This is a genomic window from Rhodococcus sp. WB9 (genome assembly GCF_007558985.1).
GTDB lineage: Bacteria > Actinomycetota > Actinomycetes > Mycobacteriales > Mycobacteriaceae > Rhodococcus_F > Rhodococcus_F opacus.
On sequence record NZ_CP041769.1, the window covers coordinates 5,451,277 to 5,474,312 of the forward strand.

Annotated in this window: 18 protein-coding genes and 2 pseudogenes; 13 read left to right on the plus strand and 7 right to left on the minus strand. The window is 68.4% G+C overall.

Going from position 1 to position 23,036, the window contains the following annotated elements; all coding sequences use genetic code 11:
• Window position 1 precedes the first annotated feature (1 nt).
• From FND50_RS25480 to clpS, 5 genes are all read right to left on the minus strand, one after another.
• Window positions 2–274: a MoaD family protein gene (locus tag FND50_RS25480; protein WP_005262004.1), complete on the minus strand. Its 273-nt coding sequence runs from the start codon at window positions 272–274 to the stop codon at window positions 2–4.
• Between the two features lie 63 nt (window positions 275–337).
• Window positions 338–757, minus strand: coding sequence for a M67 family metallopeptidase (locus FND50_RS25485; RefSeq protein WP_260851061.1), 420 nt, complete (start codon window positions 755–757; stop codon window positions 338–340).
• A gap of 130 nt (window positions 758–887) precedes the next feature.
• Window positions 888–1,958, minus strand: coding sequence for a P1 family peptidase (locus tag FND50_RS25490; protein WP_144287534.1), 1,071 nt, complete (start codon window positions 1,956–1,958; stop codon window positions 888–890).
• Window positions 1,955–2,542, minus strand: coding sequence for a DUF2017 domain-containing protein (locus tag FND50_RS25495; RefSeq protein WP_144287535.1), 588 nt, complete (start codon window positions 2,540–2,542; stop codon window positions 1,955–1,957). The genes FND50_RS25490 and FND50_RS25495 overlap by 4 nt, the downstream gene beginning before the upstream one ends.
• Window positions 2,543–2,578: 36 nt before the next feature.
• Window positions 2,579–2,917 (minus strand): ATP-dependent Clp protease adapter ClpS, encoded by a 339-nt coding sequence (gene clpS / locus FND50_RS25500; RefSeq protein WP_186301152.1) that lies wholly within the window; start codon window positions 2,915–2,917, stop codon window positions 2,579–2,581.
• On the opposite strand from clpS, the gene FND50_RS25505 reads away from it, so the two are divergent.
• From FND50_RS25505 to FND50_RS25525, 6 genes and pseudogenes are all read left to right on the plus strand, one after another.
• Window positions 2,916–4,295 carry a nicotinate phosphoribosyltransferase gene (locus tag FND50_RS25505; RefSeq protein WP_144287536.1) on the plus strand — a complete coding sequence of 460 codons (1,380 nt, stop codon included), beginning with the start codon at window positions 2,916–2,918 and terminating at the stop codon, window positions 4,293–4,295. The two genes, clpS and FND50_RS25505, sit on opposite strands and share 2 nt — an antisense overlap.
• Entirely contained in the window at window positions 4,292–4,924 is a 633-nt protein-coding gene (locus tag FND50_RS25510; RefSeq protein ID WP_144287537.1) for an isochorismatase family protein, read from the plus strand. The genes FND50_RS25505 and FND50_RS25510 overlap by 4 nt, the downstream gene beginning before the upstream one ends.
• Before the next feature lie 9 nt (window positions 4,925–4,933).
• Entirely contained in the window at window positions 4,934–6,982 is a 2,049-nt protein-coding gene (locus FND50_RS25515) for an ATP-dependent DNA helicase (RefSeq protein ID WP_005262018.1), read from the plus strand.
• Window positions 6,983–7,037: 55 nt separating this feature from the next.
• Window positions 7,038–7,454, plus strand: a pseudogene (locus FND50_RS37875) (ATP-binding cassette domain-containing protein); the annotation flags it as partial.
• A gap of 33 nt (window positions 7,455–7,487) precedes the next feature.
• Window positions 7,488–7,958: pseudogene (locus tag FND50_RS37880) on the plus strand (DUF4162 domain-containing protein); the annotation flags it as partial.
• Window positions 7,955–9,547, plus strand: coding sequence for an ABC transporter permease (locus FND50_RS25525; RefSeq protein WP_260850696.1), 1,593 nt, complete (start codon window positions 7,955–7,957; stop codon window positions 9,545–9,547). The pseudogene FND50_RS37880 and the gene FND50_RS25525, both read left to right, overlap by 4 nt.
• A 17-nt stretch (window positions 9,548–9,564) precedes the next feature.
• Here FND50_RS25525 and glgP read toward each other — a convergent pair whose 3' ends face one another.
• Window positions 9,565–12,162 carry an alpha-glucan family phosphorylase gene (gene glgP, locus FND50_RS25530; RefSeq protein ID WP_144287539.1) on the minus strand — a complete coding sequence of 866 codons (2,598 nt, stop codon included), beginning with the start codon at window positions 12,160–12,162 and terminating at the stop codon, window positions 9,565–9,567.
• A gap of 160 nt (window positions 12,163–12,322) precedes the next feature.
• Between glgP and FND50_RS25535 the strand changes: the two genes are divergently transcribed.
• From FND50_RS25535 to FND50_RS25545, 3 genes are read left to right on the plus strand one after another with little or no spacing between them, the layout of a single operon-like run.
• Window positions 12,323–14,341 carry a maltotransferase domain-containing protein gene (locus FND50_RS25535; protein WP_005262035.1) on the plus strand — a complete coding sequence of 673 codons (2,019 nt, stop codon included), beginning with the start codon at window positions 12,323–12,325 and terminating at the stop codon, window positions 14,339–14,341.
• Window positions 14,341–16,539, plus strand: coding sequence for a 1,4-alpha-glucan branching protein GlgB (gene glgB / locus FND50_RS25540; protein ID WP_144287540.1), 2,199 nt, complete (start codon window positions 14,341–14,343; stop codon window positions 16,537–16,539). The genes FND50_RS25535 and glgB overlap by 1 nt, the downstream gene beginning before the upstream one ends.
• A gap of 46 nt (window positions 16,540–16,585) precedes the next feature.
• Complete coding sequence (locus FND50_RS25545) at window positions 16,586–18,007, plus strand: neutral zinc metallopeptidase (RefSeq protein WP_144287541.1); 1,422 nt, start codon at window positions 16,586–16,588, stop codon at window positions 18,005–18,007.
• 33 nt (window positions 18,008–18,040) lie between these two features.
• On the opposite strand, the gene FND50_RS25550 is transcribed toward FND50_RS25545, so the two are convergent.
• Window positions 18,041–18,826 carry an IclR family transcriptional regulator gene (locus tag FND50_RS25550; protein ID WP_144287542.1) on the minus strand — a complete coding sequence of 262 codons (786 nt, stop codon included), beginning with the start codon at window positions 18,824–18,826 and terminating at the stop codon, window positions 18,041–18,043.
• Window positions 18,827–18,877: 51 nt separating this feature from the next.
• Here FND50_RS25550 and FND50_RS25555 point away from each other — a divergent pair, with 51 nt between their 5' ends.
• Genes FND50_RS25555 through FND50_RS25570 form a run of 4 tightly spaced genes read left to right on the plus strand, consistent with a single transcriptional unit; the run spans window position 18,878 to window position 23,031 of the window.
• Window positions 18,878–19,888, plus strand: coding sequence for a 2-dehydro-3-deoxygalactonokinase (locus tag FND50_RS25555; RefSeq protein WP_144287543.1), 1,011 nt, complete (start codon window positions 18,878–18,880; stop codon window positions 19,886–19,888).
• Window positions 19,885–20,511 (plus strand): 2-dehydro-3-deoxy-6-phosphogalactonate aldolase, encoded by a 627-nt coding sequence (locus FND50_RS25560; RefSeq protein WP_144287544.1) that lies wholly within the window; start codon window positions 19,885–19,887, stop codon window positions 20,509–20,511. Before FND50_RS25555 ends, FND50_RS25560 begins: the two co-directional genes overlap by 4 nt.
• 52 nt (window positions 20,512–20,563) lie before the next feature.
• Entirely contained in the window at window positions 20,564–21,712 is a 1,149-nt protein-coding gene (dgoD, locus tag FND50_RS25565; protein ID WP_005262049.1) for a galactonate dehydratase, read from the plus strand.
• Between the two features lie 5 nt (window positions 21,713–21,717).
• Window positions 21,718–23,031, plus strand: coding sequence for an MFS transporter (locus FND50_RS25570; protein ID WP_005262050.1), 1,314 nt, complete (start codon window positions 21,718–21,720; stop codon window positions 23,029–23,031).
• Window positions 23,032–23,036: the final 5 nt, after the last annotated feature.

Consider the following 23,036-nt stretch of genomic DNA (forward strand, 5'->3'; position numbering starts at 1 on the left):
ATCAGCCTCCGGCGACGGCGGGCAGGATCGTCACGGAGTCCCCGTCGGTCACCTCGGTGTCGAGTCCGCCGGAGAATCGGACGTCCTCGTCGTTGACGTACACGTTGACGAAGCGGTGCAGACGACCGTCGTTGATCAGGCGGTCCTTGATGCCGCCGTAGTTGCCGTCGAGATCGTCGATGACGTCGGAGAGTGTGGGACCTGTTGCCTCCACCCGCTTTTCACCGCCGGTGTGGGTTCGCAGGATGGTGGGGATCGAAACTGTGACAGCCATGGTCGGCTCCTCGGGATGTGGGTGTCTTTGCATGCCGCGGGCCCGTCGCGAGGGACGGCACCGTCACTTGTCGGGGATGTCTGCCACGGACGTGTGGGCGAACTTGTAGCTCTGGACCACGTCGACGGGTTCCTCGGTGACGACACCGTCGACGATGCGGTAACTGCGCAGTTCGTGGGCGTCGGGGTCGCGGGTGGAGATCAGCACGTAGTGGGCGTCCGGTTCGGACGCGAAGGAGATGTCGGTCCGGCTGGGGTACGCCTCGGTGGCGGTGTGCGAGTGGTAGATCACGACGGGCACCTCGTCGGCGTCGTCCATTGCCCGCCACACCTTCAGTTGCTCACCTGAGTCGAAGCGGTAGAACGTGGGCGAACGCTCGGCGTTGATCATCGGGATGTGCCGTTCGGGGCGGTCGGAGCCTTCCAGCCCGGCGATGACCCCGCACGCCTCGTCGGGGTGGTCGGCGCGCGCATGCGCCACCATCGCCTCGATGAAGTCCGATCGAATCACCAGCACGTCATCCACCTCCGTGAGCGCCATCCTAGGTGCGCACCGGCGAGTCGGCCACCGACCGGCCGGTACCTCAGGAACGGGTACCTCAGGTACGCGAACCTCAGGAACGCAGTGCAGAGGGGAACAGTTCGCGGTAGGTGGGAATTCCCGCGACGGGGGTGGCGCTGAGGACGGCGTCGACGATGGCCTTCTCCACCACTTCGGCGGCCGCGGTGCAGACGGCGTCGACGACGGGCAGATCGGGCGGGAACGCGTCGGGCACTCCCGGCGGGTGGTGAACCGGGTGGATGCCGGTGGAGAGCACGAAGATCGTGTCGCCGTCGAGCGGCGAATGCGCAGGCCGGATCGCGCGGGCCAGCCCGTCGTGGCCGGCGACGGCGACGCGGCGTAACGCCGCCTTCCCCAGGACGGCATCGGTCGCGACGACCCCGATGGTCGTGTTGAGGACGGTGCTCTTGGCGATCAGTTCGCGCGCCGCCGACACCTCGCCGGCGACGGGGGGCCTGAGCCCGAAAGCGGCTGCACCCACGGTGGCGACACCCCAGGGCAGTCCGGTCGCCGGGTCGAACACGGTTCCGACGGGGTTGGCCACCATCAGCGCGGAGACCGTGATGCCTTTCGCCGGACCGTCCGTGACGACGACGCTCGCCGTTCCGACACCCCCTTTGAGCGCGCCGGCACGCGCCCCGACTCCGGCGCCCACCGAACCGGAGAGAACGGTGTGCGACGCGGAATCTGCTGCCCGGTAACCGAATTCGGCGGTAGGACGCGTGCGCCAGTCACCGACCGGTAGGTCGAAGATCACGGCGGCGGGAACGATCGGAACCACCTGATCGGGCTCCCCCATGGCGATTCCGTGACCGTGCTCCTCGAGCCACCGCATGACGCCGTCCGCGGCGGCGAGTCCGTAGGCGCTGCCGCCGGTCAGGACGATCGCGTGCACCTTCCGGACGCTGTGGCTGGGGTCGAGAAGGTCGGTTTCCCGGGTGCCCGGTCCCCCGCCACGGACGTCGACCGCGCCGGTCGCGCCGTGCGGCGCGAGGACCACGGTGCACCCGGTGGCGGCACCGCTTCCGAGCGTGGCGTCCGCGTCGAGTTCGTGGTGGTGCCCGACGCTCAGGCCCACCACATCGACGAGCGAATCGGTGCGGCCCGGCGTCGTGGCCGTCACGGCGCGAGTGCCTGAACGAGCGAGTCCTGCATCCAGGTCAGCCAGTGGTAGATGTCGAGGTGCGGTGCGCGGGGATCGGCGGGATCGAGTTCGTCGGGTGTGTCGGCGTCGATGCCCAGGTTGGTGCCCAGCGCCAGCCGGACGTCGTTGAGACCGCTGAGCCAGGCGTCGGCCTGCTCCGGCGTGAGCAGCACCTTGCCGCCGTTCTCGGGCACCGTGTGGAGAATGACCGAGCCCGCCGCCAGCTTGGCGTCGATGATCTCCGGTTCGTGGAGTCCGCGCAGCGCACCGTTGATATCGGCCTTCGATTCGGCGCGGATCTCGTCGTCGTCCGGCGCGTCCATGTCGGCACGGTGGAAGTCGGGCAGCAGCCGCGCGAGGACCTCCTCGTCGGGTGCCGCTGTGTTGCCGGTCCGCATCCCGGTGAGCGCCGCGAGTTCGTCCTCCGGGGCGGACGCGGCCCGCTCCTCGAGGAGACCGAGGACGGAGGCGACCAGCGATCGCAGCACCGTGGCCTCGTGCGCGTCCATCTCCGAACGCAGCTTTACACCGCCGAGCGAGTTCTTCCTGCTCCACATCCGCACGTCGTGTACCGAGTTCCTTACTGTCCGAACGGAAAGTTAGCTGCCGTCACGCTGCATCGTGGCCCACAGGCCGGCCGCGTGCAGCTTGCGTACATCGTTTTCGACCTTGTCCCGGGGACCGCTCGACACCACGGCCTTTCCCTCGGAATGGACCTGCATCATCAATTCCGTGGCCTTGGCTTTGCTGTACCCGAAGAGTTTCTGGAAAATGTAGGTGACGTAGTGCATCAAATTCACCGGATCGTCCCACACGACGGTGACCCAGGGACGATCATTGGCTTCATCGATCTCGGCGACCTCCGACTCTGCAGGGGTGACCTGCGGCGATGCCGGCATGGCATCCACGAATGGAGCTGTCGTCGAGCAATGAGCCATGACACCAGGGTACGACGCTCCTCCACTGAACGACACCGCGGCTTACAGTGGCCGGGTGTCCAGAGACAGCACCGCCTTGTTCACCGACCAGTACGAGTTGACGATGTTGTCGGCGGCCCTCGCCGACGGTTCCGCCCACCGACGCTGCAGCTTCGAGGTGTTCGCCCGCCGGCTCCCCGACGGCCGCCGGTACGGAGTGGTCGGCGGCACCGCCCGTCTGGTTGCCGCGCTGTCGAACTTCCGTTTCGGCGAGCAGGAACTCGAGATCGTGTCCCGCTTCCTCGACGAGGCGACCGTCGCATGGCTGCGTGACTATCGCTTCGGCGGTGACATCGACGGTTACCGGGAGGGCGACTTCTATTTTCCCGGCTCCCCGATCCTCTCCGTCCGCGGAACGTTCGCCGAATGCGTCCTCCTCGAGACGCTGAGCCTGTCGATCCTCAACCACGACAGCGCGATCGTGTCCGCCGCCGCCCGCATGGTCAGCGCTGCCGACGGACGCCCCATGATCGAGATGGGTTCGCGGCGCACCCACGAGGAATCCGCGGTGGCGGCTTCCCGCGCCGCCTACCTGGCGGGCTTCACTGCCACGTCGAATCTGGAGGCGGTCCGCAGGCACGGAGTACCCGGTGCGGGTACCAGCGCGCACGCGTTCACCCTGTTGCACACCACCCCGGACGGGCCGGACGAGTCGGCGGCGTTCCGCGCGCAGGTCGCGGCACTCGGAGTCGGGACCACGCTCCTCGTCGACACCTACGACATCACCGCAGGCGTCAAGACCGCCGTCGAGGTGGCGGGCCCCGGACTCGGTGGTGTCCGGATCGACTCCGGCGATCTGGGTGTGCTGGCCCGGCAGGTCCGCAGGCAACTCGACGACCTCGGTGCGACCGGGACGAAGATCGTCGTCTCCGGCGACCTGGACGAATACGCCATCGCCGCGTTGCGGGCCGAACCGGTGGACGTCTACGGCGTCGGCACGTCCGTCGTCGTCGGTTCCGGCGCGCCGACCGCCGGAATGGTCTACAAACTCGTCGAGGTGGACGGCATCCCCGTCGAGAAGAGGAGTAGCAACAAGGCGTCGCGGGGCGGCACCAAGCGGGCGCTGCGATTCGCCCGTGACACCGGAACCCTGGTGGAGGAGGTCGTGTACTCGGCCCATTCGGACGCACCCTGCTCGGCCGGCCTCGAGGCGCGGGAACTGCTGGTCCCGCTTGTGCGGGGCGGTGAGACCGTCTGCGACACGACTACCCTGGAAGACAGCAGATCCCTCCTGGCGGCGGGCCTCGTCAGCCTGCCCTGGGAGGGCCTGAAGCTCTCCCACGGCGAGCCCGCGATCCCGGTGCGCTTCGCCGAACCCGAACCCAGGAGGGCACCGTGACCGACATCGAGAACACCGACCTCCGGCGGGCGCTGCTCGTGGTCGACGTCCAGAACGACTTCTGCGAGGGCGGCTCCCTCGCCGTCGACGGCGGTTCCGCGGTCGCGGCCGCGATCAGCCGCTTCCTGGCGGCGACCGAGTACGACGCCGTCGCGGCCACGATCGACCACCACATCGACCCGGGCCACCACTTCTCCGACGAACCGGACTACGTCGACACCTGGCCGGTGCACTGCAAAGCGGGAACGTCCGGCGCGGACTTCCACCCCGACCTCGACCTGAGCGGCATCGAATCGGTGTTCTCCAAGGGCGAGTTCTCGGCGGCCTACTCGGGCTTCGAGGGCAAGAACTCCGACGGCCAGAGCCTGGAGAAATGGCTGCGTGCGGCCGGAGTCACCGAGGTCGACGTCGTGGGGATCGCCACTGATCACTGCGTGGTCGCGACGGCTCTCGACGCCGTGGCCGCCGGATTCCCGACGCGCGTCCGCCTCCCCCTCACCGCAGGCGTCGCCCCCGCGACCGTCGAGGCCGCGATCACCGCGATGAGGGCCGCCGGGGTGCGCCTCGTGGGCCGCGACGCAGACACCCCCTCGGACCGCGTGACGATTTCTGACGTAGGTCCCGAGTAACCTGCTCGGGTGCCTGAAAACCTCCCCAACGTCCCCGAGCTGTTGCGCACGGCGGTGCGGTCGCTGGGCGGTGCCGAGCGGTCCAACCAGCTGACCATGGCTTCCGCCGTCGCGCATTCGATCGACACCGGGGAGCATCTGGCCGTCCAGGCCGGGACGGGCACCGGCAAGTCCCTCGCCTATCTGGTGCCGAGCGTCCGGCACGCGGTGCAGAGCGGGAAGACGGTCATCGTCTCGACGGCCACCATCGCACTGCAGCGTCAGCTGATCGACCGCGACATGCCGCGGCTCGCGGACGCGCTCGAGGGTTCACTCGGACGGCGACCGCACTTCGCGATCCTCAAGGGCCGCAACAACTATCTGTGCATGAACAAGATCCACACCGGGTCCGCCGAGGAGCCTCCCACGGACGAGCTGTTCGACCCGTTCGCGGTGTCGAGGCTCGGACGGGAGGTCCAGCGCCTCACCGAGTGGTCCTCGGACACCGAGACCGGCGACCGCGACGACCTGGCCCCCGGAGTCAGCGACAAGGCGTGGCGCCAGGTCAGCGTCACCGCCCGGGAATGCCTCGGCAAGTCCCGCTGTCCGGTCGGCGAGGACTGCTTCGCGGAGCGGGCCCGCGCGGAGGCCTCGCAGGTCGACGTCGTGGTCACCAACCACGCCCTGCTCGCCATCGACGCCATCACCGGGATCGCGATCCTCCCCGAACACGACGTCGTGGTCATCGACGAGGCGCACGAACTGGTCGACCGCGTCACCAACGTCGCCACCGCGGAGTTGGCGGCGTCGACGATCAGTGCCGCGGCGCGGCGCTGCGCGAAGCTCGTCGAGGAGCAGGACGCAGACCGTCTCGAGGCCGCGGGCGAAGGCTGGGCGGCACTGCTCGAGGAGTTGCGGCCGGAACGGTGGGAGGCGTTGCCGCCCGGCGCGGCCCCCGCCCTCGCCGCTGTTCGCGACGCCGCCTGGTCGCTGCGCACGGCCATCGGCCCGTCCCGTCCCGGTATGGCATTGAGCGACCCGGAGGCCGCGGCGGCACGCAACACCGCACTCGCGTCGGTCGAGGAGGTGCACGACAGCGCCGTCCGCGTTCTCAGCGCCTTCGACGAGCCGGATCCGGCCAAGCGTCACGACGTGGTGTGGCTGGCCGCCGACGACAACCGCGGGTCGATCCGCCGGGTGGTGCGGATGGCGCCGCTGTCGGTCGGCGGGCTGCTGCGTTCCCGGCTGTTCGCCGAATCGACCGTGGTCCTGACGTCCGCCACGCTGACCGTGGGCGGATCGTTCGACGGTCTGGCGGTCAACTGGGGACTTCCGGCCGAATCGTCCGTCGTGATCGATCCGGCGATGGCCACCGGCTCCGAGGCGCCGTCCGATTCGGGCACTCTCAAATGGAACGCCCTCGATGTCGGGTCGCCGTTCGACCATGCCCGCGCAGGCATCATCTACATCGCGAAGCAGCTTCCGCCGCCGGGGCGGGACGGCCTGTCCCCCACGTATCTCGACGAGATCGCCGAGCTCGTCGAGGCGGCGGGTGGGCGCACGCTGGGATTGTTCTCGTCGATGCGGGCCGCCAAGGCCGCGTCCGAGGCGATGCGCGACCGGCTCGACACCCCGATCCTGTGCCAGGGCGACGACTCGACGGGCGCTCTCGTCCGGGCGTTCGCCGGAGACGAGCCGACGTCGCTGTTCGGCACGCTGTCGCTGTGGCAGGGTGTCGACGTGCCGGGCCCGTCCCTGAGCCTCGTGATCCTCGACCGCATCCCTTTCCCCCGCCCCGACGACCCGTTGCTGGTCGCCAGGCAGAAGGCCGTCGAGTCGCGCGGCGGAAACGGGTTCCTTTCCGTCGCAGCCAATCACGCGGCGCTGCTGCTCGCCCAGGGTGTGGGACGTCTGCTGCGCAGCGTCGACGACAAGGGTGTGGTGGCCGTCCTCGATCCGCGGCTCGCCACCGCCCGCTACGCCGGGTATCTGCGGGCCTCGCTGCCACCGTTCTGGGAGACGTCCGATCCGGAAGTCGTGCGTAAGGCGCTGGGGCGGATCCGCGATTCGCGCCCCTGAACCGCTGTCGCGCACTGAGTCGGGCAGCGGATCGGTGCGCACCTATGCTCGACCGATGGACCTTGTGATCTCAGTCCGCGGACTCACCAAGAAGTTCGGCGAAGTCCTCGCCCTCGACGGCCTCGATCTGGAGGTGAAGGCGGGTGAGGTGCACGGATTCCTCGGCCCCAACGGCTCGGGCAAGTCCACGACCATCCGGGTGCTCCTCGGTCTGCTGCGCGCCGACGGCGGTTCGGCGTCCGTTCTCGGTTCCGATCCGTGGCACGACTCCGTTCCCGTGCATCGGCGACTCGCCTACGTTCCGGGTGACGTGAACCTGTGGCCCAACCTGTCCGGTGGCGAGGCGATCGACCTCCTCGGGCGGCTGCGCGGCGGGCTGGATCCGGTCCGTCGCGCGTCGCTGATCGAGCGGTTCGAACTCGACCCCACCCGCAAGGGCCGCACCTATTCGAAAGGCAACCGGCAGAAGGTCGCCCTCGTGGCGGCGCTCGCCGCCGACACCGAACTCCTCATCCTCGACGAGCCGACGTCGGGCCTGGACCCGTTGATGGAGGCGGTGTTTCAGGAGTGCATCACCGAATTCGCCCGTAGCGGACGCACAGTGCTGTTGTCCAGCCACATCCTCGCCGAGGTCGACGCGCTGTGCCACGCCGTCACCATCATTCGCGCGGGCAGGACCGTGCAGGCGGGAACGCTGTCCGAACTGCGCCATTTCACCCGTACCACGGTGACGGCGACCACCCGGATCGGGCCCACTCCCATCGCGAACGTCCCCGGTGTGCACAACCTGCGGAAGGGTGAGGATGCGAACACGGTGACGTTCGACGTCGATTCCGATCAGATCGATCCGGTCATGACCACGTTGACGGGGCTGGGCATCGTCTCGATCACCGCCAACCCGCCGACACTCGAGGACCTGTTCCTCCGTGAGTACCGCGACGAGGTCGAGGCACTCGGGATCGGACGGCCGCAGTGAGTCGACTGAGCGGAACGGGGGTGCTCGCCGAATTGGCGGTGCGCACCGACCGGGTCCGGATTCCGGTGTGGACGGTCGCGGTGGCGGGCCTCACCGTCCTGATCGCGTCGAGCTATTCCACCATCTACCCGACCACCGAATCCCGGCAGGCCCGTGCCGAACTCATCTCGTCCCCGGCCGCCACGGCACTCGCCGGGCCGGGGTACGGCCTGGACGACTACACGCTCGGTGCGATGGTCGCCAACGAGATTGCCGGCATGACGATGGTGGCCGTGGCGATCATGTCGGTGCTGCTGGTGACGCGACATCTGCGGACGGAGGAGGAGACCGGGCGCACGGAACTGGTACGCGCCGGCGTCGTCGGGCGGTATGCGGGAATCACGGCGGGGTTGATCTCCGCGGCGCTCGCCAATGTGTTCGTCGCGCTTCTGCTCGTCATCGGGCTGCTCGCCGTGGGTCTGCCTCCGGCGGGTTCGCTGAACATGTCCGCGGGTGTGCTGGTGGTGGGTCTGGTATTCACCTCGTTGTCAGCCCTGGCGTCCCAGTTCACCGAACACGCCCGCACTGCAAGCGGTGTCGGGATCTCCGCGATCACCGTCGCGTATCTGCTGCGTGCGGTGGGCGACGTGCAGCAGGGACACAGCGGGAGCCTGCTGACGTGGGTGTCGCCGATCGGCTGGTCGCAGGCCACTCGCGCCTACGTCGACGAACGGTGGTGGCCGTTGCTGATCGGCATCGTCGCGGCGGCGCTGACCGTCGGGTGCGCGTATGCCGCCATCGGTCGACGGGACGTCGGGGCGGGGCTCCTCGCGCCGCGGGGCGGGCGCGCCGAGGCGTCCCGCCGCCTGACCGGTGTCACCGCGCTGGCGGCGCGTCAGCAACGCGGCCAGATCCTCGCCTGGGGTGTCGGCGTGTTCGCGCTGTCGCTGCCGATCGGTTCACTCGGCAGGCAGATCAGCGACTTCATCGACCAGGATCCCGATCTCGCACAGCTGCTGCCGGGTGGCGCCGCGGCGGCCGCGGACGGTGCATTCGCCCTGTATCTGGTGTTCCTGGTGGTGATGGCGGCGATGTACGCCGTCGGTGCCGTCATATCCGTCCGCTCGGAGGAATCGTCCGGTCGCGCCGAGGAGGCACTGGCCACCCCGGTGTCCCGCACGTCGTGGCTCGGTGGCCAGCTGGCTGTGATCGCCGGTGCGGCCGTCGCGATCACCGTGGCGGCAGGGGTCGGCATGGGGATCACCGCGACGTTCACGCTGTCGGATGCGGGCGCGCTCGGCCGGTTGATCGGCGCGGCCCTGAACACCGTGCCGGCACTGCTGGTGATCGTCGGTGCGTGCGCAGCCGTCTATGGCCTGATTCCCCGCGCGCTGCCGGCGTTGTGGGCATTTCTGGGCTACGTTCTCGTCGCCGGGATGTTCGGGGAAGTGCTCCCGGACCGGTTCGGGGTGCTCTCGCCCTTCCACTACACGCCGGCCCTGCCTGTAGAGAGTTTCTCGGCGACTCCCCTCGCGGTTCTGCTGCTTCTCGCGGCGGCCCTGTTCCTCGCGGCCGTCACCGGATTCCAGCGCCGGGACGTCGGCCGGTGACGGCTCGGTAGCGCCGGTCAGGGGTTCGGCACCGTCACCAGACCCAGCTCCGACGGGTCGACGAGCAACCGATGGTGCGGAAGGACTCGCACCGTGTATCCGACCGACCCCGACAAGGGCAGGGCCAGGTCGGCGACGAACAACTCCCCCGACTCGTCCGATGCGGAGTGTGTCATCGGGACCGTGACGATGTCGGTGAGCTCCTCGTCCGGTCCGGCCTTTCCGATCACGGCCTGCACGGTGACGTCCGAGACGGACAGTTCGCCGAGGCGGATGCGAGCGCGGAGCACCAGATTGGCGCCGATCTCGGGGGTGTCGGGCAGCCCCGCGCCGTCGACCTGCAGGACCGCCACCGACGGCCAGGCGGCCTCGACGCGGCGACGGAACGCGGCGAGTTCGCGGGCGCCGGCGAAGTTCTCCGCCGCCACCGTCCGGGCCGATTGAGCGGCGGGCGCGTAGTACTGGACGGCGTAGTCGCGCACCATCCGCGATGCAAGCACCTTGGGCCCGAGATTCTGCAGGGTGTGACGGACCATCTCAACCCAGCGCACCGGCAGGCCGTCCGCACGGTCGTAGAACCTCGGCAGGACGGCGCGCTCGAGCAGTTCGTACAGTGCGCTGGCCTCGAGGTCGTCACGCCGTGCCTCGTCGACGACGCCGTCGGCGGTGGGGATGGCCCAGCCGTTCTCGCCGTCGAACATCTCGTCCCACCAGCCGTCCCGGATCGACAGGTTCAGTCCGCCGTTGAGAGCGGACTTCATACCCGACGTGCCACACGCCTCCAGCGGGCGCAGCGGGTTGTTGAGCCACACGTCGCAACCCCAGTAGAGGTACCGCGCCATCGACATGTCGTAGTCGGGAAGGAAGGTGATGCGGTGCCGGACGTCGGCGGCGTCGGCGAACCGCACGACCTGCTGGATGAGGGCCTTCCCGCCGTCGTCCGCGGGGTGACTCTTCCCGGCCACCACCAGCTGCACGGGCCGCTTCTCGTCGAGGAGGAGGGCGCGGAGCCGCTGGGGGTCGCGCAGCATCAGCGTCAGTCGCTTGTAGGTGGGCACCCGCCGGGCGAAGCCGACGGTGAGCACGTTCGGGTCGAACACCTCGTCCGTCCAGCCGAGTTCGGCGGACGTCGCACCGCGTTCGATCCAGGACGCGCGGACCCGGCGGCGCACTTCCTCGACCAGTTTTCCGCGCAGCGCGTTGCGGGTCGACCACAGTTCCTCGGCGGACAGGTCCTGCAGCCGCTCCCAGCCGCGGGCCTCCTCCACCAGTTCGGGGCCCAGGATGCGGGTGGCGAGATCGATCCATTCGGGTGCGGCCCAGGTGGGCGCGTGGACACCGTTGGTCACCGAGCCGATCGGCACCTCCTCGGCGTCGAATCCCGGCCACAGCGGCTGGAACATCTCGCGGCTGACGATGCCGTGCAGCTTGGACACACCGTTGGCCCGTTGCCCGAGCCGCAGGCCCATGTGGGCCATGTTGAACACGGACGGATCCGATTCGCGGCCGAGTCCGAGGATCCGGTCGATCGTCAGCCCCGGCAGCAGCGAGGATTCGTTCGCAGCGTTGTCGCCGCCGAAGTAGTGCCGCACGAGGTCGGCCGGGAACCTGTCGATTCCCGCAGGAACCGGGGTGTGGGTGGTGAAGACCGTGCCGGCCCGGACCGTGGCCAGCGCCTCGTCGAAGTCGAGTCCGCCGGTGGTGACCAGTTCACGGATTCGCTCGATGCCGAGGAAACCTGCATGTCCCTCGTTCATGTGGAAGACGGCGGGATCGGGCAGGCCGTAGGCGTGGGTGTAGGCGCGCACGGCACGGACACCGCCGATGCCGGCGAGGATCTCCTGCTTGATGCGGTGGTCCTGGTCGCCGCCGTACAGACGGTCGGTGACGCCCCGCATCTCGGCGTCGTTCTCCGCGATGTCGGAGTCGAGCAGCAGCAGCGGGACACGCCCCACCTGGGCGATCCACACGCGGGCGCGCAGAACCCGGCCACCGGGGATCGCGACGTGGACGAGGACGGGCGCCCCGTCCGACGACTGCGGCCCGGACTCGGTGAGCAGGCGCAGCGGCAGGCCCTGCGGGTCGTGCGGCGGGTAGTGCTCGGCCTGCCAGCCGTCCGCTGTCAGTGACTGCCGGAAGTAACCCGAGCGGTACAACAGGCCGACACCGATCAGCGGCAGGCCCAGATCGGACGCCGCCTTCAAGTGGTCGCCTGCGAGAATTCCCAGACCGCCGGAGTAATTGGGCAGCACTTCGCTGACCCCGAACTCCATTGAGAAATACGCGATCCCACCGTCCAGCGACACGCCCTTGGCCTGCTGGTTCTGATACCAGCGGGGGCGGGACAGGTAGTCGTCGAGGTCGGCGGCCGCGGCGTCGAGCCGGGCCAGGAACGCGACGTCCTCGGCCAGTTCGTCCAGGCGGGCCGGATCGACCTCACCGAGCATCCGGACCGGGTCGAACTGCACCTGCCGCCACAGTTCCTCGTCCAGCAATCCGAACAGTTCCTGCGTGGCCGGATGCCACGACCAGCGAAGATTGGTGGACAGCGGACCGAGGGCAGCGAGCCGCTCCGGAAGGTGGGCTCGGACAGTGAACCGACGCAAGGCTTTCACCTCGCGAACGATAACGCACCGCGGGCGTCGTTGCGCCGTGTCGGGGCGGGTGGACGTCAGATCTCCAATACGGACAGGAACCGGTCGACTCCATTACGGTTGAACGGGCGGCCCAGCCCACGAGCCGCCGGCAACTTCCGGCTATGGAACGGAGCCCAGTGTGACAGGTCGACTCGGTATCGACGACGTGGAACCGAACATCGGGTGCGGTCGCTACCCCGCCAAGGCCGTTGTGGGTGAGGTGTTTCCCGTCCGGGCAACCGTGTGGCGTGAAGGTCATGACGCCGTGGCCGCCACGCTTGCGGTGCGGGGACCGCGCAGTGCGGCGTCGGGCGGCTCGGCGACCTTCCGCATTCCGATGACCGGCGGTCCGGTGCCCGACACCGTCGACGGTTCCTTCACCCCAACCGGCGAGGGCATCTGGACGTTCCGGATCGAGGCCTGGAGCGATCCGCTCACCACGTGGAAGCACGCGGTCGAGGCCAAGCTGGCAGTGGGACAGGGGCCGGCCGAACTGGCCAACGACCTCGAGATCGGTGCGCGGCTGTTCGAGCGAGCGGCGAAGGGCGTCCCCCGCGCGGACCGCTCGCGGCTGGCCGGGGTCGCGGCGTCGCTGCGTTCCGATCGTCACCTGTCCGAACGTGTGGCCCCGGCGTTCGGCTCGGATGTCACGGAACTGCTGCGCGCACATCCGCTGCGCGATCTCGTCACGAAGAGCGAACCGCACACCGTGCTCGTCGATCGCACGCGCGCCCTGTTCGGGTCCTGGTACGAGTTCTTCCCGCGATCCACCGGCGGCTGGGACGAGAACGGCAAGCCGCGGCACGGTACGTTCGCCACGTCCGTGGCTGCGCTTCCCCGCATCGCGTCGATGGGATTCGACGTGGTGTACCTCCCACCCATCCACCCGGTCGGCAAGGTCAACCGGAAGGGCCCCAACAACACGCTGACACCCGGCCCCGACGACGTCGGTTCGCCGTGGGCCATCGGCTCGGACGAGGGCGGCCACGACGCGATTCATCCCCAGCTCGGGACGATGCGCGATTTCAAGGCGTTCATCGCTGCCGCCCGGAAGCTGCACATGGAGGTGGCGATCGACCTGGCCCTGCAGGCCGCACCGGACCATCCGTGGGCGAAGAAGCACCCCGAATGGTTCACCGTGCTCCCCGACGGCACCATCGCCTACGCCGAGAACCCGCCGAAGAAATACCAGGACATCTACCCGGTCAACTTCGACGACGACCGCGACGGGATCTACGCGGAGGTCCTGCGGGTCGTCCGGCACTGGGTTGCGGCGGGCGTCAAGATCTTCCGGGTCGACAACCCGCACACCAAGCCGCCGGACTTCTGGGAGTGGCTGATCGCCGAGGTCAAGAAATCGGATCCGGACGTCCTGTTCCTGTCCGAGGCGTTCACCCGTCCCGCGCGGTTGTACGGTCTCGCCCGCCGCGGTTTCACGCAGTCCTATACGTATTTCACGTGGCGGACCGCGAAGTGGGAGCTGACGGAGTTCGGCAAGGAGATCGCCGCCAAGGCCGACGAGGCGCGCCCCAACCTGTTCGTCAACACCCCGGACATCCTGCACGAGAGCCTGCAGACCGGCGGCCCGGGAATGTTCGCGCTGCGCGCCGCGCTGGCGGCCACCCTGTCCCCCACGTGGGGGGTGTACTCGGGATACGAACTGTACGAACATGTTCCGGTGCGCGTGGGCAGTGAGGAGTACCTCGACTCCGAGAAGTATCAGCTGCGTCCCCGAGATTTCGAGGGTGCCGCCGCTCGCGGCGAGTCCCTCGAACCGTGGATCACCGCGCTCAACCGGATCCGCAGGCAGCATCCGGCGCTGCAGCAGTTGCGCAACATCCATTTCCACCACGTCGACAACGACGCCCTGATCGCCTATTCCAAGTTCGACGCCACCACCGGGGATGCCGTGCTGACGGTGATCAACCTCAACCCGTACGGCGCCGAGCAGGGCAACGTGTGGCTGGACATGCCCGCGCTGGGCCGCGACTGGCACGATCACCTGACCGTGCTCGACGAGGTCACCGGGGAGCAGTATCACTGGGGGCAGGCCAACTTCGTGCGCCTGGAACCCTGGCGCGCGGTGGCCCATATCCTGGCATTACCGTCGATCCCCTATCCGGCCAGAACGAAGCTGGCCTACCGCGGAGGTACATAGTGACCGTCGAACCGCCTGTCGCCATCGCACCCGACGCCGCCGACCTCGACCTGCTGTCCCGGGGCGAGCACCACAACCCGCACTCGATCCTGGGCGCGCACCCGCACCCCGACGGCACGGTGATCCGCGCACTGCGCCCCCACGCCGAGGCCGTCGACGCCGTCATCGGTGGGACGAGTTTCTCGCTGGAACACCTCGCGCACGGTGTGTGGGGGGCACTCGTCCCGTACCGGGATCTGATGGACTACCGGCTGTCCACGACGTGGCCGGGTGGTCACAACGACGTCGCCGCCGACGGGTACCGGTTCCTGCCCACGCTCGGCGAACTCGACCTGCACCTGTTCGGTGAGGGCAGGCACGAGCGGCTGTGGGAGATCCTCGGCGCGCACCGCCGCCGCTACGACACCCCCGACGGCACCGTCACCGGCACCTCGTTCGCCGTCTGGGCTCCCAATGCCCGCGGGGTGAGTGTGATCGGCGATTTCGACGGATGGAGTGGGCGGAACTTCCCGATGCGGGTGCTCGGCTCCACCGGGGTGTGGGAGTTGTTCGTTCCCGGCATCGAGGCCGGCGACCTGTACAAGTTCCGGGTCCACGGACCGGACGGCACCGTGCGCGACAAGGCCGACCCCATGGCCTTCGCCACCGAGGTCCCTCCGGCTACCGCGTCCCGGGTGTCGGTGAGCACGTACGAATGGAACGACGCCGACTGGCTGGCGCAGCGCGCGGCCACCGAGCCGGCGCAATCCCCGATGAGCGTGTACGAGGTTCACCTCGCTTCGTGGCGGCCCGGGCTGAACTACCGCGAGATGGCCGAACAACTCGCGGCCCACATCACGGAGACGGGATTCACGCACGTCGAACTGTTGCCGGTCGCCGAGCACCCGTTCGGCGGTTCGTGGGGGTACCAGGTCACGTCGTACTACGCGCCCACCTCACGGTTCGGCTCCCCCGACGACTTCCGGTGGTTCGTCGACCACCTGCACTCGGCCGGCATCGGGGTCATCGTCGACTGGGTACCGGCCCACTTCCCCAAGGACGAGTGGGCGCTGGCACGTTTCGACGGCACACCGCTCTACGAGCACAGCGATCCTCAGCGCGGCGAGCAACTCGACTGGGGAACGTACGTGTTCGATTTCGGGCGGCGCGAGGTCCGCAACTTCCTCGTCGCGAACGCGTTGTACTGGCTCGACGAGTTCCACGTGGACGGTCTGCGCGTCGACGCGGTCGCGTCGATGCTCTACCTCGACTATTCGCGGCCGGAGGGCGGTTGGACGCCGAACATCCACGGCGGCAGGGAGAACCTCGAGGCTGTCGCCTTCCTGCAGGAGACCAACGCCACGGTCCACAAACAGCACCGCGGGGTCGTCACCATCGCGGAGGAGTCGACGGCGTGGCCGGGTGTCACCCGCGCGACCAATGTCGGCGGTCTCGGTTTCAACATGAAATGGAACATGGGGTGGATGCACGACACCCTCGGATTCATGGCGCACGATCCCGTCCACCGCAGCTATCACCATCACGAGATCACGTTCTCCCTGATGTACGCGTGGAGCGAGAACTATCTGCTGCCCATCAGCCACGACGAGGTGGTGCACGGCAAGGGCACGCTGTGGACGCGGATGCCCGGCGACGACTACGCGAAGGCCGCCGGTGTACGGGCCCTGCTGGCGTACATGTGGTCGCACCCCGGCAAACAACTGCTGTTCATGGGTCAGGAATTCGGACAGACCGCGGAGTGGTCCGAAGAGCGCGGACTCGACTGGTACCAGCTCGACGACCCGTACACCGGCGGCTTCCACCGCGGTCTGCTCCGGCTCGTCCACGACCTCAACGCCACCTATCGGGAGCACCCGGCGTTGTGGACTCTCGACACGTCACCGGGCGGGTTCTCCTGGATCGACGCCAACGACACCGCGAACAACGTCCTGAGCTTCCTGCGCTACGGCACCGATGGGTCGATCCTGGCCTGCCTGTTCAATTTCTCGGGTTCGCCGCACGCGAATTATCGTGTGGGCTTGCCAGAACGGGGCGAATGGCGTGAAATTCTCAACACCGACGCCGAGATCTACGCGGGATCGGGTTGGGGAAATCTCGGTGCGGTGACGGCAACGTCGCAGCCGTGGCACGGCCGTCCCGCCTCTGCAGAGGTGGCACTGCCCGCGAACGGCGCGATCTGGATGAGTCTGGAGCGTTGATGAAGGCACGGCCTTGCTGACCCGACGTCGGCAGTGGGCTGCGAGCGTGGGCGTTCTGGCCGTGGCCGCGGTCGTCCTGTCCGGGTGCACGCGGTCGGTGGACGGCGAGGCCGCGTCCATCTACGACGATCCGTTCAAGGTGGCTGGGCTGGATGCCACGTCGGGTCCGAGCGGTGCCCGCAAGGGCGTGGCCGACGCCGACGTGCCCGTCACCGGCACCGACGGCGGTGAGATCGACACGATGGCCGCCAACGCGGTGAGCGACATCGAGGATTACTGGCGCACCGAGTTCCCGGCGCTGTTCCAGCGCAAGTTCGAGCCGGTCGAGGAACTGATCTCCTGGGATCCGCGCGAGTCCGACGGCCCGCGGTTCTGCGGGGACAGCACCGAGGAACTCCTCAACGCCGGCTACTGCAGCACCGACCACACGATCGGCTGGGACCGGGCGCTGCTGCTGCCCGAGGTCGTGGAGAAGTTCGGCGTCGTCGCCGCCGTCTTCGTTCTGGCACACGAGTACGGGCACGCCGTGCAGACGAAGGCGGGAATCGCCGACGAGAACGTGGGCGGTGGCATCGTGCGGGAACAGCAGGCCGACTGCTTCGCGGGGGCGTTCATGCGGTACATCGCGGAAGACAAGGCGACCCATTTCACGCTCAACACGTCGGACGGGCTGAACAAGGTACTGGCGTCGGCGGTGGCGATCGGTGACACCGACCCGAACGATCCCGACAACGTGCACGGCTCGGCGTTCGAACGCGTCACCGCCACCCAGATCGGATTCACGGACGGTCCGGCGTCCTGCACGCGCATCGACGAGAAGGAGATCGACTCGCGCCGCGCGGATCTGCCTCAGCGGTTCGCCGACGAGAGCGACGACGGCGAACTCCCCGTCACCGAGGAGGCGCTCGAGGCGTTCTTCACGTCCTTCCAGCAGATCTTCGATCTCAGCGATCCCCCGACACTGCAACTCGACGGCGCCGACCTCGACTGCGCGGACGCCGACGCGACCGAACCGGTGTCGTACTGCCCGGCCACCAACACGATCGGGGTCAGTGTCGACGCCCTCGCCGAACGCGGCACACCGGGCCGCCCGGGCAGGCGGGAACTCTTCCAGACCAAACTCACCGGCGACTACAACGCATACGTCCTGCTCGCCTCGCGGTACACCCTGGCGTTGCAGCGGGACCGGGGCAACGATCTGCACTCACCCCAGACCGCGCTGCGAGCCGCCTGCCTGTCCGGCGTCATCACCAGCGCGTTGAGCCCGGACAGTCCCGCCACCCTGGAGGCGGGAAGCGTGTGGCTGTCCCCCGGTGATCTCGACGAGGCCGTGTCGGGGCTGCTCACCGACGGACTCGCCGCCAGCGACGTCAACGGGGAGACCGTTCCGAGCGGATTCTCCCGGGTCGACGCGTTCCGCACCGGAGTGCTCGGCGGCGAGCAGGCCTGCGAGGGCCGGTACCGCTGACCGTCCCACCAGCGGGATCGCCCGATCGCCGTCTCAGATCTCCCGGTAGCCGAGCGCCGCGGAGATCCGCCCCGCGGCCCGGCACACGACCGGCACGAGTCCGCGCATGCGCTCGTCCGGCATGTACGGGCTCGTGGCCGACACGCTGATCGCACCGACGATCGCGCACGACGCGTCCCGCACCGGTGCCGCCACACAGCGGATTCCGGGTTCGTTATCCTCGAGGTCCATCGCCGCGCCCCTCCGCGCATAGTCCTCCATGCGCGCGCGGAAGTCCGCCACTCCGCGGGGGCTCGGTGGCCGCTGCGCGTGTGCGGCGTCGCTCTCGTACAGCGCATCCCAGCGGTCGGCCGAGTCCAGCAGCAGCGCCTTTCCGACACCGGCGCGGGTCAGCGGCATGCGGTGACCGATGCGGGAGCGCATCTCGGCACCCCGAGACCCCGGCAATTTGTCGAGATACAGCACCGATCCGCCGTCCTCGACCGCCAGGTGCACGGTGTCGTGGACGTGCGCCGACAGCTCTTCGAGAATCGGGCGCGCGACGACCGGCAGTGGGTTGCCGTGGAGGGCCTTGAAACCCAATTCGATCAACGTCGGGCCGAGTGTGTAGCCGCGGCTTCCGCTCCGGAGATATCCCTCGTGGACCAGCAACTGCACGAGCCGGTGGGTGGTGCTGCGTCCCAGCCCGGTGCTCTCGACGACCGCGCGGAGATCCTGCGCGCCGTCGGAGACGGCGCGGATGACGGCCAGCCCCCTCGCGAGCGTCTGAGTGCCGGGGGGAATGTCGTACGTCGGATTCGCCACACCACACTGTCCCACATATAGGGACCGTGTTCGTCATTATGGGATTCACGTCCGATAGTGGTTCGCGTGATCCAGAACACCCCCGACACATCGACACCGCGCCTGATCGCCCTCGACTGGGGTACGTCGTCACAGCGTGCCTGGCTCCTCGGCGACGGCGGCCGCATTCTGGACGTTCGCCGGCCGGACTTCGGATTGCTCGGCACCGCCGGAGACAACCCCGCATCGCGCACGCGTGACTACGAAGCCGCGTTCGACGAGGCCTGCGGCGACTGGATCGCGGCCACCCCCGGTCTCCCGGCGATCGCCTGCGGCATGGTCGGCAGCGCCCAGGGTTGGCATGAAGCCGGCTATCTGACCACGCCGACCGATCTCGCGATCGACGCCGGCGATCTGACGACGGTTCCTCATTCGCGCGGAGTACTGCATCTCGTACCCGGCCTGCGTGTCGCACCCTCGGCCGACGGCGCGGTGGCCGGCGACGTCATGCGGGGCGAGGAGACGCAGATCATCGGAGCATTGGGCCTGCTCCCGCCGACCGACCGACCACTCACGATCGTGCTCCCCGGAACACACAGCAAGTGGGCACGAGTCGAGAACCGCAAGATCGTCTCGTTCGCCACATCGATGTCGGGCGAGTTGTACGGCCTGGTGATCCAGCACGGCATCCTCGGCCGAACGGCAACCGCAGAGGTGCGGGACGACGCCGCGTTCGAGCGGGGCCTCGCCACCGGAATGTCGACACCGCGTCGCGGACTACCCGCGGAGCTGTTCGGAGCACGAGCCCTCGTGCTCGACGGACTCCTCGATCCGGCGTCGCTTCCCGACTACGTCTCGGGCGTGATCATCGCCGACGAGGTCCGGCATCTCCTGCCCCACTACGCCGCCGGAAGCCGAATCCTGTTGTGCGGAAACGCCGATCTCTGCCGACGCTACGCAGCCGGACTGCGCGTTCACGGCGTGGCCGCCGACATCGTCGCCGAGGAGGCCGCCGCACAGGGTCTGTGGCGCGTGGCGGTCGATGCGGGGCTGGTCGACCCGGCGCCATCCACGAATCCCGAGAAGGAGTCCCTATGAGCAGCACAGCCACCACAACCAGGACCGGTTTGATCGCCATTCTGCGCGGCATCACCCCGGACGAGATCGTCGCCGTCGGCTCGGCCCTCGTTGACGCCGGGTTCACCGCGATCGAGGTCCCGCTGAACTCGCCGCGACCGTTCGACTCGATCGAGCGGTTGGCCGCGGCCGTCGGCGACGTCTGCGTCGTCGGGGCCGGAACGGTACTGAGCGTCGACGACGTGATCCGATCCGAAGCAGCCGGCTCCCGGATCATCGTCTCGCCCAACACCGACGTGGAGGTCATCGGCGCCGCCGTTGCCCGGAACCTGCACCCGTATCCGGGAGCGGCCACTCCCACCGAGGCGTTTCGCGCCGTCGGTGCGGGAGCGCGCAGCATCAAACTGTTTCCCTCCGACTCGGTCGGGACAGCCGGGATGCAGGCATGGCGGGCCGTCCTGCCGACGGAGGTCGAGTTGCTCCCCGTCGGCGGCGTCGACCGAACCAACCTCGCCGAGTGGGCATCCGCGGGCGCGGGCGGCGCGGGACTCGGAACCTGCCTGTACCGGCCCGGGGACGGCGCCGAGACCGTCCGCGACCGCGCCCTCACCCTGATGAACATCTGGTCGGCCGACGCCGCCTGAACCGACACCTACACCCCGGGGCCACCACCACAGCCCCGCACAGGAGGACTCCATGAAGATCAAGTCACTCACCACGTACGCCGTTCCCCCCAGGTGGCTGTTTCTGCGGATCGAGACGGACGACGGCGTGGTCGGCTGGGGCGAACCGGTGCTCGAAGGCCGGGCCGCGTCCGTCGCCGCGGCGGTGGAGGAGCTGTCCGACTACCTGATCGGACAGGATCCGACGCAGATCGAAGACCTGTGGACGGTCATGTACCGGTCCGGTTTCTACCGCGGTGGCGGCATCCACATGAGCGCGCTGGCCGGCATCGACCAGGCCCTGTGGGACATCAAGGGCAAGGCCCTCGGCGTGCCTGCGTACGAGCTTCTCGGCGGCCGCGTCCGGGACCGGATCAAGGTCTATTCCTGGATCGGTGGCGACCGCCCCTCGGACACCGCGAAGGCGGCACGCGAAGTGGTCGACCGGGGGTTCACCGCCGTGAAGATGAACGGCACGGAGGAACTGCAGTACCTGGACTCCTGGGACAAGGTGGACCAGTGCCTCGCCAACGTCGCCGCGGTACGGGACGCAGTGGGCCCGAACATCGGCATCGGCGTCGATTTCCACGGCCGGGTGCACAAGCCGATGGCCAAGGTGCTGCTGAAGGAACTCGAGCCGTTCCGGCTGATGTTCGTCGAGGAACCGGTCCTCTCCGAGCACGTCGACGGTTTCGTCGACGTGCTGCGACAGTCGCCGATCCCGATCGCGCTGGGTGAGAGATTGTTCTCTCGTTGGGATTTCAAAACCGTCCTCGCGTCCGGGGCGGTGGACATCATCCAGCCCGATCCGTCGCACTGCGGTGGCATCACCGAGGCCCGGAAGATCGCGCACATGGCCGAGGCGTACGACGTGGCACTCGCGCTGCACTGCCCCCTCGGGCCGATCGCCCTGGCCACGTGCCTGCAGATCGACGCGGGCTGTTACAACGCGACGATCCAGGAACAGAGCCTCGGCATCCACTACAACACGTCGAACGATCTCCTCGACTATCTCGTCGACCCGTCCGTGTTCACGTACGCGGACGGTCAGGTCCGAATCCCCACCGGTCCGGGACTGGGCATCGAGGTGAACGAGGAGTACGTGATCGAACGGGCCGCCGAAGGCCATCGCTGGCGAAACCCGGTCTGGCGCCACACCGACGGATCCTTTGCGGAGTGGTGAGGGCAATGGTGCAGACCCAGAAGATCGGCAAGTCCACTACGGTGGCCGCGCAGGCGTCGAAGGCGCGCGTTCTCATCGCGGTGATGCTGTTCGTGACCGTCGTCATCAACTACATGGACCGGGCAAACCTGTCGATCGCGATGCCTGCGATCGCGGACGAAATGGATCTCTCCAAGGCGCAGCAGGGACTTCTGCTGTCGGCTTTCGGCTGGACCTATGCGGCGCTGCAGATCCCCGGAGGATGGCTCGTCGACCGGATTCCCCCGAGACTGCTCTACCCTGCCTGCCTCATCCTGTGGTCGGTCGCGACCGCGTTCATGGGGGTCATCGGCGGCTTCGTGGCGCTCATCGCGTTGCGCCTGCTGGTCGGTGTGTTCGAGGCGCCCGCATATCCGATCAACAACCGGGTCGCGACGGCCTGGTACCCCGAGCGTGAACGGGCGACGGTGATCGGCTTCTACACCTCCGGGCAGTTCATCGGACTGGCCCTGCTCACGCCGTTCCTGTCCTGGCTGCAGTCCGTGCTGTCGTGGCACTGGGTCTTCATCGTGACCGGAACGATCGGGGCGGTCTGGGGTGCCGTGTGGTACGCGTTCTATCGCGAGCCACGCGACTCGCGGGCGAACGACGCCGAGATCGACCTGATCCGCGACGGCGGCGGACTCGTCGACCTCGCGGACGAGCAGCAACCCGAACGTCCGGCGGTGACCCGGAACGATGTCGCCACCGTCCTCGGCCGGCGCAAGCTGTGGGGGATCTACCTGGGGCAGTTCTGCCTCACGTCGACGCTGTGGTTCTTCCTCACCTGGTTCCCCACGTATCTCGTCGAGTACCGGGACATGGATTACATCAAGTCCGGGTTTCTCGCCTCGCTGCCGTTCGTCGCGGCACTCGTCGGTGTGCTGTTCTCCGGGGTGTTCTCCGATTTCCTGCTGCGCAAGGGAGTGTCTCTCGGAGTCGCCCGGAAGGGTCCGATCATCGTGGGCCTGTTGCTGACCGTCGCGATGATCGGCGCCAACTTCACCGACTCGACCGCGATGGTGATCGTGTTCCTGTCCATCGCGTTCTTCGGCAACGGGCTCGCGTCGATCACGTGGTCGCTGGTCTCGGCGCTCGCGCCGGAACGACTGCTCGGGCTCACCGGTGGAATGTTCAACTTCATCGGCAACCTGTCGTCGATCGCGACGCCCATCGTGATCGGGTTGCTCGTCACCGACGACAGCTTCGCGCCGGGATTCGTCTACATGACCGTGGTGACCGCGGTCGGGGTCGCGTCCTACGTCTTCCTGGTCGGACGGGTGGAGCGCGTACGAAGCTGACCATC

Bases quoted from the DNA above. Each gene is read 5' to 3' on its own strand.
- FND50_RS25480 (WP_005262004.1), bottom strand. From the start codon at position 274: ATGGCTGTCACAGTTTCGATCCCCACCATCCTGCGAACCCACACCGGC.
- FND50_RS25485 (WP_260851061.1), bottom strand. From the start codon at position 757: ATGGTGGCGCATGCGCGCGCCGACCACCCCGACGAGGCGTGCGGGGTC.
- FND50_RS25505 (WP_144287536.1), top strand. From the start codon at position 2,916: ATGACACCAGGGTACGACGCTCCTCCACTGAACGACACCGCGGCTTAC.
- clpS (WP_186301152.1), bottom strand. From the start codon at position 2,917: ATGGCTCATTGCTCGACGACAGCTCCATTCGTGGATGCCATGCCGGCA.
- FND50_RS25560 (WP_144287544.1), top strand. From the start codon at position 19,885: ATGAGCAGCACAGCCACCACAACCAGGACCGGTTTGATCGCCATTCTG.
- dgoD (WP_005262049.1), top strand. From the start codon at position 20,564: ATGAAGATCAAGTCACTCACCACGTACGCCGTTCCCCCCAGGTGGCTG.
- FND50_RS25570 (WP_005262050.1), top strand. From the start codon at position 21,718: ATGGTGCAGACCCAGAAGATCGGCAAGTCCACTACGGTGGCCGCGCAG.